General features: G+C 38.0%; 13 protein-coding genes and 1 pseudogene. 3 read left to right on the forward strand and 11 right to left on the reverse strand.

The window, feature by feature from the left end; genetic code table 11:
• Positions 1 to 12: 12 nt before the first annotated feature.
• The 8 genes from M014_RS0121785 to M014_RS0121820 all read right to left on the reverse strand — a co-directional run bounded on the left by M014_RS0121785 (position 13) and on the right by M014_RS0121820 (position 7,950).
• Positions 13 to 960: an SDR family NAD(P)-dependent oxidoreductase gene (locus M014_RS0121785; RefSeq protein ID WP_026593576.1), complete on the reverse strand. Its 948-nt coding sequence runs from the start codon at positions 958 to 960 to the stop codon at positions 13 to 15.
• An 86-nt stretch (positions 961 to 1,046) separates the two neighbouring features.
• Positions 1,047 to 2,219 carry a hypothetical protein gene (locus M014_RS0121790; RefSeq protein WP_026593577.1) on the reverse strand — a complete coding sequence of 391 codons (1,173 nt, stop codon included), beginning with the start codon at positions 2,217 to 2,219 and terminating at the stop codon, positions 1,047 to 1,049.
• Between the two features lie 169 nt (positions 2,220 to 2,388).
• Positions 2,389 to 2,703, reverse strand: coding sequence for a thioredoxin (gene trxA, locus M014_RS0121795; protein ID WP_026593578.1), 315 nt, complete (start codon positions 2,701 to 2,703; stop codon positions 2,389 to 2,391).
• Between the two features lie 209 nt (positions 2,704 to 2,912).
• Positions 2,913 to 3,890, reverse strand: a complete 978-nt coding sequence (etfA, locus tag M014_RS0121800) for an electron transfer flavoprotein subunit alpha (RefSeq protein ID WP_026593579.1) — start codon at positions 3,888 to 3,890, stop codon at positions 2,913 to 2,915.
• A gap of 36 nt (positions 3,891 to 3,926) precedes the next feature.
• A complete protein-coding gene (gene etfB / locus M014_RS0121805; RefSeq protein WP_026593580.1) occupies positions 3,927 to 4,700 on the reverse strand; it encodes an electron transfer flavoprotein subunit beta in 774 nt (257 codons plus the stop codon).
• Between the two features lie 78 nt (positions 4,701 to 4,778).
• Positions 4,779 to 5,555 carry an enoyl-CoA hydratase gene (locus M014_RS0121810; RefSeq protein ID WP_026593581.1) on the reverse strand — a complete coding sequence of 259 codons (777 nt, stop codon included), beginning with the start codon at positions 5,553 to 5,555 and terminating at the stop codon, positions 4,779 to 4,781.
• Positions 5,556 to 5,566: 11 nt separating this feature from the next.
• Positions 5,567 to 6,154 carry a TetR/AcrR family transcriptional regulator gene (locus M014_RS0121815; protein WP_026593582.1) on the reverse strand — a complete coding sequence of 196 codons (588 nt, stop codon included), beginning with the start codon at positions 6,152 to 6,154 and terminating at the stop codon, positions 5,567 to 5,569.
• 110 nt (positions 6,155 to 6,264) lie between these two features.
• Positions 6,265 to 7,950: a long-chain-fatty-acid--CoA ligase gene (locus M014_RS0121820; protein WP_026593583.1), complete on the reverse strand. Its 1,686-nt coding sequence runs from the start codon at positions 7,948 to 7,950 to the stop codon at positions 6,265 to 6,267.
• 370 nt (positions 7,951 to 8,320) lie between these two features.
• Between M014_RS0121820 and M014_RS0121825 the strand changes: the two genes are divergently transcribed.
• From M014_RS0121825 to M014_RS0121835, 3 genes are all read left to right on the forward strand, one after another.
• The gene (locus tag M014_RS0121825; RefSeq protein ID WP_026593584.1) at positions 8,321 to 9,295 is read left to right on the forward strand and encodes an ABC transporter substrate-binding protein; all 975 of its coding nucleotides are present in this window, start codon (positions 8,321 to 8,323) and stop codon (positions 9,293 to 9,295) included.
• Between the two features lie 7 nt (positions 9,296 to 9,302).
• Positions 9,303 to 11,339 (forward strand): Fe(3+)-hydroxamate ABC transporter permease FhuB, encoded by a 2,037-nt coding sequence (gene fhuB, locus M014_RS0121830; RefSeq protein ID WP_026593585.1) that lies wholly within the window; start codon positions 9,303 to 9,305, stop codon positions 11,337 to 11,339.
• Between the two features lie 313 nt (positions 11,340 to 11,652).
• Positions 11,653 to 12,156, forward strand: a complete 504-nt coding sequence (locus tag M014_RS0121835) for a DinB family protein (RefSeq protein ID WP_026593586.1) — start codon at positions 11,653 to 11,655, stop codon at positions 12,154 to 12,156.
• A gap of 64 nt (positions 12,157 to 12,220) precedes the next feature.
• On the opposite strand, the gene M014_RS0121840 is transcribed toward M014_RS0121835, so the two are convergent.
• The 3 genes and pseudogenes from M014_RS0121840 to M014_RS0121850 all read right to left on the reverse strand — a co-directional run.
• Positions 12,221 to 12,913, reverse strand: coding sequence for an ABC transporter permease (locus M014_RS0121840; RefSeq protein ID WP_026593587.1), 693 nt, complete (start codon positions 12,911 to 12,913; stop codon positions 12,221 to 12,223).
• Between the two features lie 51 nt (positions 12,914 to 12,964).
• Positions 12,965 to 13,321 carry a hypothetical protein gene (locus tag M014_RS0121845; protein ID WP_026593588.1) on the reverse strand — a complete coding sequence of 119 codons (357 nt, stop codon included), beginning with the start codon at positions 13,319 to 13,321 and terminating at the stop codon, positions 12,965 to 12,967.
• A gap of 23 nt (positions 13,322 to 13,344) precedes the next feature.
• Positions 13,345 to 13,575 (reverse strand): annotated as a pseudogene (locus tag M014_RS0121850) (DUF4097 family beta strand repeat-containing protein); the annotation flags it as partial.
• Positions 13,576 to 13,581: the final 6 nt, after the last annotated feature.

A 13,581-nucleotide genomic window follows, 5' to 3' on the forward strand; every position in this document is an offset into this window, starting at 1 on the left:
ATACCACAAAGATTAAACAGTATCCGGATATTGTTTCGCCCAAGCAATCGTTCGCTCCAACCCTTCTGCAAAAGATACACGCGGCTCATATCCTAGCTGTTCTTTCGCCTTTGAAATATCAGCCCATGTCGATGTCACATCCCCTTTACGATGCGCCTCTCTCCTTACACGCATCAATGGGAAATGCTTCTCTAACTGCGCAAGTAATTCTGTCATTAAAATCGGTTCATTCGACCCTAGATTGTACACATCACTTCTATTCGACTCTAACGTAAGAGCAATTCCTTCCGTAATATCATCAATGTACGTGTAATCTCGGCCTGTTCCCTTTCCGTATACAACAATTTCTTCTCCATTTAGCAATTTTCGAATAAAGCTCGCTATTGCCATATCAGGACGCCCCCATGGACCATATACAGTAAAGAAACGTAAAATATTTAGTTGAAACCCATACATATATTGATAAGCATGACAAAGCGATTCCGCTCCGTATTTTGATGCTGCATAAGGAGATAAAACTCGACCATTGGCCATTTCCTCCTGCAAAGGCATTCCCATTTTCTCTCCGTACACAGAAGAAGAGGATGCCACGATGACATGTTTTATATTTTCTTCTCCTGCACATGTTAATACATTACTCGTCCCTTTTATATTAATATCAACATAAGCACCTGGCATCTCCAACGACGGTCTCACCCCTGGAAATCCAGCTAGATGAATTACTGCATCAACCTTTTCTTGCTGCATAACAGCTTTCACATCTTCTTTATGCAAAATATCGCACTCGTAAAATGGGACAGTTCCATATCGCTGCACTTGTTCAAGCTGAAACTGTTTTCTTGATTTTGCATAATAGGAGTGGAAATTATCAAGTAGTACAACTTGCTTTCCTTGTCCTAACAATTTCAAAGCAAGATGGCTTCCGATAAACCCTGCTCCTCCAGTAATTAATACTTTCATTCATTTCACCACCCTCTACCACACTATGTAAAAGAAGAAACCCTGTCAAGACAAGGTTTCTTCAAAAAGACATACGTATGAGCAAATTATTTCGCTGCTTCAACAGCTTTATTTAACGCAGCCTCAAGTTGTGGTAACAATTTATCAGCATCTTCTTTCTTCTTCGCTTTTACTGCTTCTAAATAAGATTGAGCTGTTTTTGTTAATTCTACTGTTTGCTGTTCGCCAAGTACTGTTTTCAAATCATTTTCAATGATATTAATGAATAACGCACCTTCTAATGCTGTAATAGGACCTTTATCTTTTCCAAAATTCTCTTGGCTTTCTTTATACTCACCTAATGCAACTTTTGCAAATCCACGTACAAACGCTTGATTTACCGCTTTTGCATCAACTGTTTTCACATCAGTTTTTAAATCAAACTGCCTTAAGATAAAGTCTGCATCTTCAGGAGCTGCTTTTTTCATATACGGATAAATTGCTTGATAAAATGCCCATCCTTCTGCTTGTTCAATTTTAGCTTTTTTCTCATCTTTCTTTACTTCTTCTACCATTTTTGTAGCATAACCATTCGGCACTGCACCTGTTGCAAAATAGAACGTTTTCATTAACGTTTTATCTACAACTTGTTTTCCAAGCGCAAATGCAAGTTTGTCATCCTTTTCAATTGCAGCTGTCATTTCATCAAAGCCGCCTTTAATTTGAGAAGCCATTTGTGTACCGTATGCCGTATCACGTTTCCCAACTGTACCTTCTACACCTTTATAAAAAGCTAGAGCTTCATCCATTTCTTTTTTCACAACATCTTTTTTGCCCCAGTTTGTATCAATTTCTTTAAATTCGTGGCGCATCGATTGGAAAAACTCTTTTTGCATTAATTTATCAAATAGTTGTTTTACAACCATAGGTTCCATTTCTTTCTTTTTCCCAGCTTCTAATGCAGCTGTAATTGTTTGATCGATTTGTTCATTAAATTCACCATCACACTTTTGAACAAGAGATTGTAATTTATCTTTATATAACTTTGTTACTTTATCGAAGTCAACCTCTTTGCCATCTTTCGCTTTTTCAAGTTCAGCTACTCCATCTTTGTAAGCTTGTACAAAATCTACTTCTTGTTGTTTTGTCTCTTCTTTTTTAACAGATTGTTCTGTTTTTTTATCTTGTGCTTCAGACTTTTTTGTTTCCTCTTTCGCACAGCCTGCAAAAAGAAGAGATGCTACTGCTGCTGCAGATAATATTTTTAACTTTAATGTCATGGATTACTTCCCCCTACGCCCTTAAGTGATAGTGATTTTCATTGTCGTCAGATTGATTATAAGAGCGCTTACGATAAGTGTCAACATAAATATTGTATCCGTTGTCATATTTTCAGGTGGTAATTTGAACCAATAAAAAAAGCCCAGCATTTATGCTGGACTTTACAAATTAGAAGTGTTTAGAAACTAATTCTACTAACGCTTCTTTTGGTTTGTATCCTAACGCTTGGTCAACCACTTTACCATCTTTTAATACGAAAAGAGATGGAATGCTCATTACTTCAAATTGACGAGCAGTTTCTTGGTTTTCATCAACGTCTACTTTTACGACTTTTACTTTATCGCTTAATTCTGCATCGATTTCCTCTAGTACAGGAGCGATCATTTTACAAGGGCCACACCATGGTGCCCAGAAATCTAATAATACAATACCTTCGCTTGTTTCAGCTGCGAAGTTTTGGTCAGTTGCGTTTACAATTGCCATTTTATTTCCTCCTTCAAGTGTATTCTACCAAAAGTATATCACTAACTTATATACGTGGCGAATATTATGTATCGTTATGTATTGTAACAAAAAAATGTACCTTTATACTATACAAAAATATAAGGTATATGCTAAAAAACGAGAGGCAGGGGACCTCTCGCTTTTCTATATATAGGGGTATTTCACTTGGAACTCAAGGGTTACTCAAATTAAGAATGTACTTTTAACTTTTTAAACTCTTCTGTTAATAAAGGAACCACTTCGAATAAGTCGCCAACAATACCATAATCAGCTACTTTGAAAATACTTGCTTCTGGATCTTTATTAATTGCAACAATTACTTTTGAATTAGACATACCTGCTAAATGCTGAATCGCACCAGAAATACCGCATGCAATATATAAGTCTGGCGTAACCACTTTACCTGTTTGTCCAATTTGTAATGAGTAATCGCAATACTCTGCATCACAAGCACCACGTGATGCCCCAACAGCGCCACCTAGTACGTCTGCTAATTCTTTTAACGGTTTAAAACCGTCTTCACTTTTCACTCCGCGTCCGCCAGCAATAATAACTTTCGCTTCTGAAAGGTCTACACCTTCTGCTGTTTTACGCACAACATCTTGAATGATTGTACGTAAATCTTTCACATCAACTGTAATAGAAGACACATCACCTGTACGCGCTTCATCTTTTTCAAGTGGCGTAATGTTATTTGGACGAACTGTCGCAAATAGAATGCCATCTGTTACAATCTTTTTCTCAAACGCTTTACCAGAATAAATTGGGCGTGTGAAGACAACATTTCCACCTGTAACTTCTAATGCAGTTACATCAGAAACAAGGCCAGCTTCAAGTTTAGCAGCTAACTTTGGTGATAAATCTTTGCCAAGTGCTGTATGTCCAAAGACAATACCTTCTGGCTTCTCTTCGTCATACACAGCTAAAAATGCTTGTGCATAGCCATCAGATGTATATGATTTTAACTTTTCGTTTTCAACTGTCACAACGCGATCTGCACCGTAATGAATCAATTCATTTGCAAATGATGCAACGCTTTCTCCAATTAGAAGGCCAACCACTTCACCGCCTTCTGCAATTGTTTTCGCTGCTGCTACCGCTTCAAATGAAACGTTACGTAGTGATCCGTCACGAACTTCACCCATTACTAATACTTTACGAGCCATAGATTTTCCCTCCTGCATATATAATTTCGTATTTTATTAGATTACTTTCGCTTCTGTATGGAGCAACGATACAAGTTCTTTTACTTGATCTTGCAGCTCGCCTTGTAACACTTTTCCAGCATCTTTCTTAGGAGGCAAATAGATTTCGATTGTTTTTGTTTTTGCTTCTACATCATCTTCCTCTAAATCTAAATCATCTAATTCTAGTTCTTCAAGCGGCTTTTTCTTCGCTTTCATAATACCTGGAAGCGATGGATAACGCGGTTCATTTAAACCTTGTTGCGCTGTTACTAAAAGTGGTAGCGATGTTTCAATCACTTCCGTATCCCCTTCAACATCGCGCTCAATTTTCACGCTTGTGCCGTTAATTTCAAGCTTTGTAATTGTAGTTACATATGGAATATTTAGTGCATCCGCTACGCGTGGTCCAACTTGTCCAGATGCACCATCAATCGCTACATTTCCACCTAAAATTAAATCTACTTCTTTATCTTTTAAATATTCAGCAAGCACTTTTGCTGTTGTAAATTGGTCACCATTCTCAACATCATCTTCAATATTGATTAATACCGCTTTATCACAGCCCATCGCTAGCGCAGTACGAAGTTCTTTTTCACTGTCTTCGCCACCAACTGTTACAACCGTAATTTCCCCCCCTTGTGCGTCTCTCACTTGAATCGCTTCTTCAATCGCATATTCATCGTAAGGGTTGATGATGAATTCCGCTTCGCCATCATAAATTGCACCGTTTTTAATTACAATTTTCTCTTCTGTATCAAATGTTCGTTTCATGAGTACGTAGATGTTCATTCCATTTACCCCCTTGTTTTTCAGAAAGATTCCATCAATTTTAATATTCTGTTAATTTATGTTAAAAAATAATTTGAACTACCTACCACTAAATGAAGGTTTGCGTTTTTCTAAGAATGCCGCTACCCCTTCTCTTCCATCTTCACTCGTAAACACTTCACCAAATATTTGTGCCTCACGCTGCACACCTTCATAATAATGAGATGATTTTGTTGTTTGTAACAACTCTAATACAGCACGAGTTGTCGCTGGGCTTTTTCCAGCAATTTGCTTCGCAATTTTGAGAGTCTCTTCTAAAAGTGTTTCTTCTGAAAACACGCCGTTAACAAGTCCAAATTCTAATGCTTGTGCACCTGTAATTGGTGTACTTGTTAGCATCATTTCACAAGCCTTTGCTTTGCCAACATAACGTGGCAGACGCTGTGTACCTGCAAAGCCAGGAATAAGTCCAAGCGTTAGCTCTGGTAACCCAAGCTTTGCACTCTCAGTTGCAAAACGCATGTGGCAAGACATAGCGAATTCAAGGCCACCGCCAAGTGCCGCTCCATGAATTGCCGCAATGACTGGTTTTGAGCACTTTTCGACACGCTCAAACGTAACTTGTCCAAGCTGTGCTAGCTCCGTTGCTTGTTTTGCTTCCTCAACAGAAGTAAACTCTTTAATATCTGCTCCTGCTGAGAAGAAGCGCCCTTCCCCATGAAGAACAACAACGCGGACATTTTCATCCTTTTCGACTTGATCAATTAACTCAGTAACGTCATGCATCACTTGTGAAGACATAGCGTTAGCTGGCGGATGATTCAATGTCGCCACCGCGATATGGTCTTCTACTGTTACAGATAGAAATTTCAACATGATCCCTCCCATTATTGACGGTAACCACAAGCTGAAATAAGCAGTCCATGTACCGTTTTTGAAAGTGCGACCAAATTATATTTATGATCGCTCATTACCCAATTGGTCACAACTTCATCTACTGTTCCAAAGATCATTTGCCTTGCTATGCGAACATTTAAATCCGCCCTAAATTCTCCTTGTCTTATACCTGTTTCCAAAATTTCATCGATGACTTGTAAGTACCCTTTTAATACTTCATTTATTTTGAGGCGTAACTCTTGGTTGGATTGACGAAGTTCTAGTTGCGTGACAATAGCAAGAGGATCATTTTGCGACAACAGCAAGAAGTGCGTTTCTACCAACATAAATAACTTCTCTACAGCGCTTTCAATTCCTGCTGTTTTTTGACGAATTGTTTCTATAAATTCTCCCATCTTCTCTTGGAATAAGGATATTAATATATCTTCTTTATTTTTAAAATATAAATAAATGGTTCCATCAGCTACACCAGCTTGCTTCGCAATTTTAGAAACTTGCGCTTGATGGTATCCATTTTCTGCAATCACAATAACCGCAGCATCTATAATTTGGTTATATTTTGGTCGATTTTTTTTCACTTTACTGTCTCCTTCAAGAAGATGAATGACTGAATGAATAATCATTCACATCTCAATAATACTGACTATTTAAAAAATTGTCAATCCTATATTTCAAAAAAGAAAGGGCCTTAGCCCGTCTTCTCGTCCTCTTTCTTCTTTTGTTCTTCATCTATAAGGACACGGCGTAAAATCTTTCCTACTGTTGTTTTTGGTAACTCACTTCGAAACTCATATACTTTTGGAACTTTATAAGCAGCCAAATATTTACGAGCAAACTGATCTAACTCTTCTTCAGAACAAACTTCCCCTTCTTTTAGCACAACAAAGGCTTTCACAGTCTCCCCTCGATATGGATCTGGGACACCAATCGTAATCACTTCTTGCACTTTTTCATGCTCATATAATACTTCTTCCACTTCGCGCGGATAAACATTGAAACCGCTGGCAACAATCATGTCTTTTTTGCGATCCTTCACATAGAAAAATCCATCTTCGTCCATATAGCCAACGTCACCTGTGTGTAACCACCCATCCTGTAATACCGCCGCTGTTTCCTCAGGCTTATTCCAGTACCCTTTCATAACTTGCGGGCCCTTCACTACAATTTCACCAATCTCACCTGCTGGTAAATATTCTCCTGTTTCAAGCGACATAATGCGTGCTTCCGTATCTGGCCACGGAACACCAATACTACCCGGTACACGCTTCTCCCATAAGAAATTGCCATGTGTGACTGGAGATGATTCTGTGAGCCCATACCCTTCTACTAACTTCCCTCCTGTAACCCTCTCAAATTTCTCTTGCACCTCTACTGGAAGCGGTGCAGAACCACTAATACAAGCACGAATGGAAGAAATATCATATTCCTTAAGAAGTGGGCTATTTAAAAGGGCAATATAAATTGTCGGGGCCCCTGGAAATAGTGTAACCTTATGTTTTTTAATTGCTTCAAACACCATTTTCATATCAAACTTCGGAACTAGCACCATTTTATACCCTTGCATAATGGCTAAATTCATTACAGCTGTCATCCCATACACATGGAAAAACGGAAGGACACCAAGAATAACTTCTTCTCCCTCTATACAGTTATATAACCAATGCACACCCATCAGTGTATTTGATACAAGATTTTTATGCGTTAACATAACTCCTTTCGGAAAACCTGTCGTACCTCCCGTATATTGTAAGAGTGCTAAATCACTTTCAGGGTCACACGGCACTTCTACCATTTCATCACTTTCTTTTTCTATCGATTTCCAAACATGAATCGTATCACTTTCCGTTACTTTCACAACAAGATTCGTTTGCTTCTTTTGTACGAAGGGATAAAGTAAGTTTTTGGGAAACGGTAAAAAATCTGCAATGCGGGTTACAATAACGTGCTCCACCTTTGTAGCAGACTGAACATTGGTGACTTTCGGAAAGACTAGGTCAACACAAAGAATAACCTTCGCTCCAGAATCATGGAGTTGATATTCTAACTCCCTCTCCGTATACAGGGGATTTGTTTGTACCACTATACCACCTACAAGTAACGTACCATAATATCCGATCACAGCTTGCGGGCAATTGGGTAACATAATCGCAACTCGGTCACCTTTTTTCACACCAAGCTTACGAAGATAATTTGCAAATTGATTCACCTTACGACTCAGCTCTGAAAATGTAATATCCTTCCCTAGAAAATGAAGCGCTTTCTTTTCTGGATACCGAGAAGACATCTCTTGTAAATATACATGGAGCGGCCTAATATCGTAAGAAATTGTGTGTGGAATTTCCTCTGGATAAATTTGTAACCAAGGTTTTTCCATCCTCATTCCTCCTTCCTGTTCTTACACGAATAAAATGAATGTCCATTCATGATGATTGTTTTCATTATATTACAGTCATAATTGCGTTACAATCATAATATTCTGACTTTTGATTAACTATTCCACAACACACAGAATAATGTCGTCCCATTCCTTATACTTCTCCTGTTTTTCTTAGAAATTCATATTTTAAAAGCTTTATAGCAAAAAAAATATACCCTAATGTTCTAAAGAGTATTTTTTGTCAGAATAGAAAGAAAAAGATTGACACTTCCAAACCCCTCATAGTATGATTTCTGTGTTGATAGTGATAATCTTTTTCAATTACACAGATTATCGCATCGTAAAATACTTTCTTTGGGGGAAAAAAATGAAAAAAGTCGTTAGCATTCTTATGGTTATTCTTCTATTCGTTGTCGGATGCGGACAGCAAAAAGAAGAGAAAAAGGAAACAAAAACAGATGACAAAAAACAAGCGATTACAATTAAACACGCTGAAGGTGAAACAAAGTTAGATAAACCAGCAAAAAAAGTTGTTGTGCTTGAGTGGGTATATGCAGAAGATTTATTAGCACTTGGCGTTCAACCTGTCGGGATGGCTGATATTAAGAACTATAATAAATTGGTAAACACAGAAACAAAACCAAATAAAGATGTGGTAGATGTAGGTACACGTCAACAACCAAACTTAGAAGAAATTAACCGCTTAAAACCGGATTTAATTATTACAGCTTCATTCCGTAGTAAAGCGATTAAAAATGAGTTAGAACAAATTGCACCAACAATTATGTTTGACCCATCAACAAGCAATAACGATCATTTTGCAGAAATGACAGAAACATTTAAGCAAATCGCAAAAGCAGTTGGAAAAGAAGAGCAAGGTAAAAAAGTATTAGCAGATATGGACAAAACATTTGCTGACGCAAAAGCAAAAATTGATAAAGCAAACTTAAAAGATAAAAACATCGTAATGACACAATCCTTTACAGCAAAAAATGTTCCAACATTCCGTCTGTTAACAGACAATTCTACAGCGGTACAAATTACGAAAAAGTTAGGTTTAACAAATGCATTTGAACCTGGTAAATCTGAACCAGACGGCTTCAAACAAACAACTGTAGAAGCACTACAAGGTGTACAAGATGCAAACTTCTTATACATCGTAGCTGATGACGATAACATTTTCGATAAACAGCTAAAAGGGAATCCAGCATGGGAAGAATTGAAATTCAAAAAAGAAAATAAAATGTATAAATTAAAAGGTGACACTTGGATCTTCGGTGGCCCTGAATCTGCAAAATCATTAGCAAAACAAGTTGCAGATGTAATGACAGCGAAGAAGTGATTGCATAATGAATAACTTACAGCATACACTTCGAGCAAGTCTTGTATTCGGAGGAGGAGCAGCTCTCTTGCTCCTCCTTTTCTTTATTCATATCGGACAGGGACAAGCAAATATTTCTTACAGTATGATTATGGATGCTCTCTTTTCTCCAAATCAATCTCTTGAGCATCAAACATTAATGATGCTGCGGTTGCCACGGGCTGCCATTGCTATTTTAGCTGGTGGTGCTCTAGCTGTATCAGGGGTTATTTTACAAACTTTAACGAAAAATCCACTGGCTGAAGCAAGTACAATGGGGATCCATTCAGGGGCGTATTTCTTTCTAGTCGCCGCCACTATTTTTTTACCGAAATACTTACAAGTACACTCTCTCCTTTTTACATTTATCGGAGGAGCGATAACGGCTTTGTGCGTATATCGTATTTCTGGTGGTAAAAAAGGAACTCCCCTACGCATGGCATTAGCTGGTATGGTTGTGACACTAATGCTTTCTGCCTTTACCGGAACAATGCAGCTTTTTTATGAAAACGAAACAGCTGGTCTATTCCTATGGGGGGCAGGATCACTTGTACAAAATAACTGGGATGGTGTTCAATTTGCGGTTCCATTTGTTGTTTGTGCCTTTTTGGTTGTACTGTTTATGTCACGTAAACTAAATGTGCTTCTTTTAGGTGATGATGTTGCTGTTTCACTTGGAGAAAAAACAGAAGTAACGCGTTTTATCGCTTTTATTGCAGCTATTTTTTTAACAGCAGTCGTTGTAACAGTTGTTGGACCAATTGGTTTTGTTGGCTTAGTTGCACCGCATCTAATGCGTCTGATTGGCTATCGGCAACATCTCCCGTTGCTTTTCTCCTCTTTCTTATGGGGAGCTATTTTATTACTTGGAGCAGATGTCGTTGGTAGATTAATAGACCCAACTGGTGCTGAACTTCCTGTAGGTGCTGTTACTGCAATAATTGGTTCACCGTGGCTTATTTACTTAGTTTATCGCATGATGAAATCAAAACAATATATGAGCGATAATGGAGCAAGCGCAGCCGGTGCTAGCTCAAAATATTTCTCTTATAAAAAAGTCATCTGCATTTCGATCGTTCTTTGTATTGTAACCGTTGCACTTGGCGTTACACTTGGCAGTAATGCTTATATCGAAAACATAATCAATGTAATAACAGGGCAGCTGACCCAATTTGATAAAAATATGATGATGAACCTTCGTTTACCAAGGATGCTCGTCGCTGCTGTTGCCGGAGGATGCCTTGCCATAAGCGGACTAGTCTTTCAAGGAATACTACGAAATCCGCTTGCGGATCCATCTATCATTGGTATTTCATCTGGAGCAGGTGTCGGTGCTTTAACAATTATGTATGTCTTCCCTGCACTTCCAGGAGTTTTCTTACCAATCGGTGCATTCATTGGTGGACTATTTGCAGTTGGAGTTGTCCTCTTCTTTTCATGGAAGTCAGGATTTAACCCAACAGCCCTTGCATTAATTGGAATCGGTGTATCAGCACTCGGTTCCGCCATTATTCAAATCTTTATCGTGAGGGCAAACTTGAACGTAGCTGCTGCATTAACTTGGTTATCAGGCAGTACCTATGCAAGAGGGTGGAATCACTTAGAAAATATAATTTTATATCCCTCTCTTATTCTCGTACCAACGATATTCTTCTTAATGAAACAGCTTGATGTTCTCATACTTGGAGATGACTTAGCAACAGGACTTGGACAACGTGTAGACAAAACACGTTTCGCACTTATTATCCTAGCAACGTTGCTCGCCTCAGTGAACATTGCTGCCGTTGGTACAATCGCTTTCTTAGGACTCGTTGCACCGCACTTAGCGCGCATCGTTGTCGGGATGAATCATCAAAAATTATTTGTTTGTTCAGCGCTATTTGGAGCTATCCTTCTTTGCATCGCTGACTTACTTGGACGAACCATTGTCTATCCGAAAGAGATTCCTTCTGGGCTAGTAGTCGCTGTCCTTGGTGCTCCTTATTTCTTGTGGTTAATGAGAAAAAGCGGGAAGAATGTTAGTTAAAAATGCAAGCTTCTTTTATTTAGAAGCTTGCGTTTTTTATGTCATGGCAAATTTCAGTGCGGCATAAATTAACATACGCCTTATAAAACAAATATAATACGATCATAGTATATTATATAAAAGATACTTCTTTTACTTCATCACCACTCTTTGCCTCATTCTCTACCCACTTAATATACGAAGTACAATGAAGATTCCCCCTAATTTACATATTCCCAAACATATTGTAGTATGGATCGAAAATTAAATAAGAGAAGGAAAAACGAATCCTTTCACGAATTTACCCTATGAATGTAACCATAGGGGGGATAACATGTACCAAACAATTGAAGGCTTTTTAAAAACATGGAAATATGAGGCTGATTCTACACAAAAGGTATTGGATGCATTAACTGATGAATCTTTAGCACAAGAGATTGCACCTGGGCATTGGACTTTAGGTAGAGTTGCTTGGCATATCGTCACTGCGATTCCAGTCATGCTATCAGGAACAGGCTTACAATTTGAGGGAGAAGCAAATGATTATCCTATACCGACTTCCGCGAAGGCAATTTCGGAAGGTTACCGTAAAGTAAACACGGCTTTTGTAGAGGCAATCCAAACAGAGTGGACTGATAAAGATTTAACAACAATTAATGATTTCTTTGGGCGTCCAATGCCAAACTCTATTTTTTTGATGACTCTCATTAATCATCAAAATCACCACCGCGGTCAAATGACTGTTTTAATGCGCCAAGCTGGATTAAAAGTCCCAGGTATTTATGGGCCAGCTAAAGAGGAATGGGCCGCTGCAGGAATGGAAACTCCCAAAATGTAATGACATAAAAAGACAAGGTGGCTGAGCACCTTGTCTTTTTATGTAACTTGTTTCATGTGAAACTTTATAGTGCATCTTCGTTCTCAATATTTCTAATTCCATAATAAGCAATCACAATGCCAATAGCCGCAAGCGCGAATTGAAGCGGGAGAAAGGTTGCTAATGAGAACTCCGGCTGATTTTGACATGCAATCATCACAACAATTAAGGACGACACAATCGTTGTTGGAACAGAATATTTGCGCATACCGAAATATAATGGAATTAAACCTGCTCCTGCAGCTGCAACAGCAAAAGGAATTGCTTTTATACTTTCTTGAATTAACTCACCTATCGTTATTGTATTCGGAATAACTAGCATAAAACTATTTAATGTAAAGAAGACACTTACTATAAAAATGTTAGATAGTAAGACTGTTATGAATGTTAATATTGCGGTAATTAATAACTTACTTGCAATGATTTTTTTTCGACTAATCGGATACGAAAACATGAGCAATATTGTTTTATTTTTATATTCTTCAATTACTAATTTTGCAATTAGTACTCCTGCAAAGACAATAAATGTTCCTCTCACCATTACACTCGCCATTAAAAGAATACCTTGAGGATTTCCTAATTCTACATCCCCTTCAATTTGTGACACATAGCTTACAAAAAACAACATCGCAACCATCACTACATTTGCAATAATCGCACCTTTCATATACCACCCAAGCTTACATTTCTTCATTTCTAGCTTTATAAGTTGCAGCATGTTATCCCCCCTAGTTCATATGTTATAGTGAATAAATCCTCCTGTTCGATTTTATTGTTCATTAACTGGTAATACTTTACGATAACTTCTAGATAGAAAGTTCAAATAAATACGGAGATACTTCCAACTAAAATAGGCGATACTTCCCACGATTCCACCTATAATCAGAGCCCAAACCATACTCCACTCCTGAGGGATTGATAAACCAGGTCCAATATCCATTTGTACCCATGTAGCTCCAAAAGAACGAATAATACCTGCAATCAATATAAGTACAGTACAAAAACCGAAACCGTACGCAATCGTTGCCAAAACTGGAACAACAATAACGCTTAATAGTCCCGTCGTACAGTAAAAAAACAGCATAGAAAATAGGTCACTGATGGAACGAGTTGATTTTTTTCGCATGATATATTCACCTCTTCTGATTATTATTTGATATATATAGTGCCTTTTTCGCTTAAAAGCTCCGCCTTATTTGATGCATCACCGATTACACCTTCTTTTGTTTTTTCCGTATTCGTTCTTTTCTTAAATCCATTTAAACTCACTACTATATCGGATGAGTCGCTGTTAGCAGCAAGCTGGAATGAAGTTGGAGCTTCTTTATAAGACACACCAATATCTCCTGATTTTGTTTCTACAAGTAATGACTTTCCTTCAAGATT

This window comes from Bacillus sp. UNC437CL72CviS29 (assembly GCF_000482345.1).
GTDB classification, from domain to species: domain Bacteria; phylum Bacillota; class Bacilli; order Bacillales; family Bacillaceae_G; genus Bacillus_A; species Bacillus_A arachidis.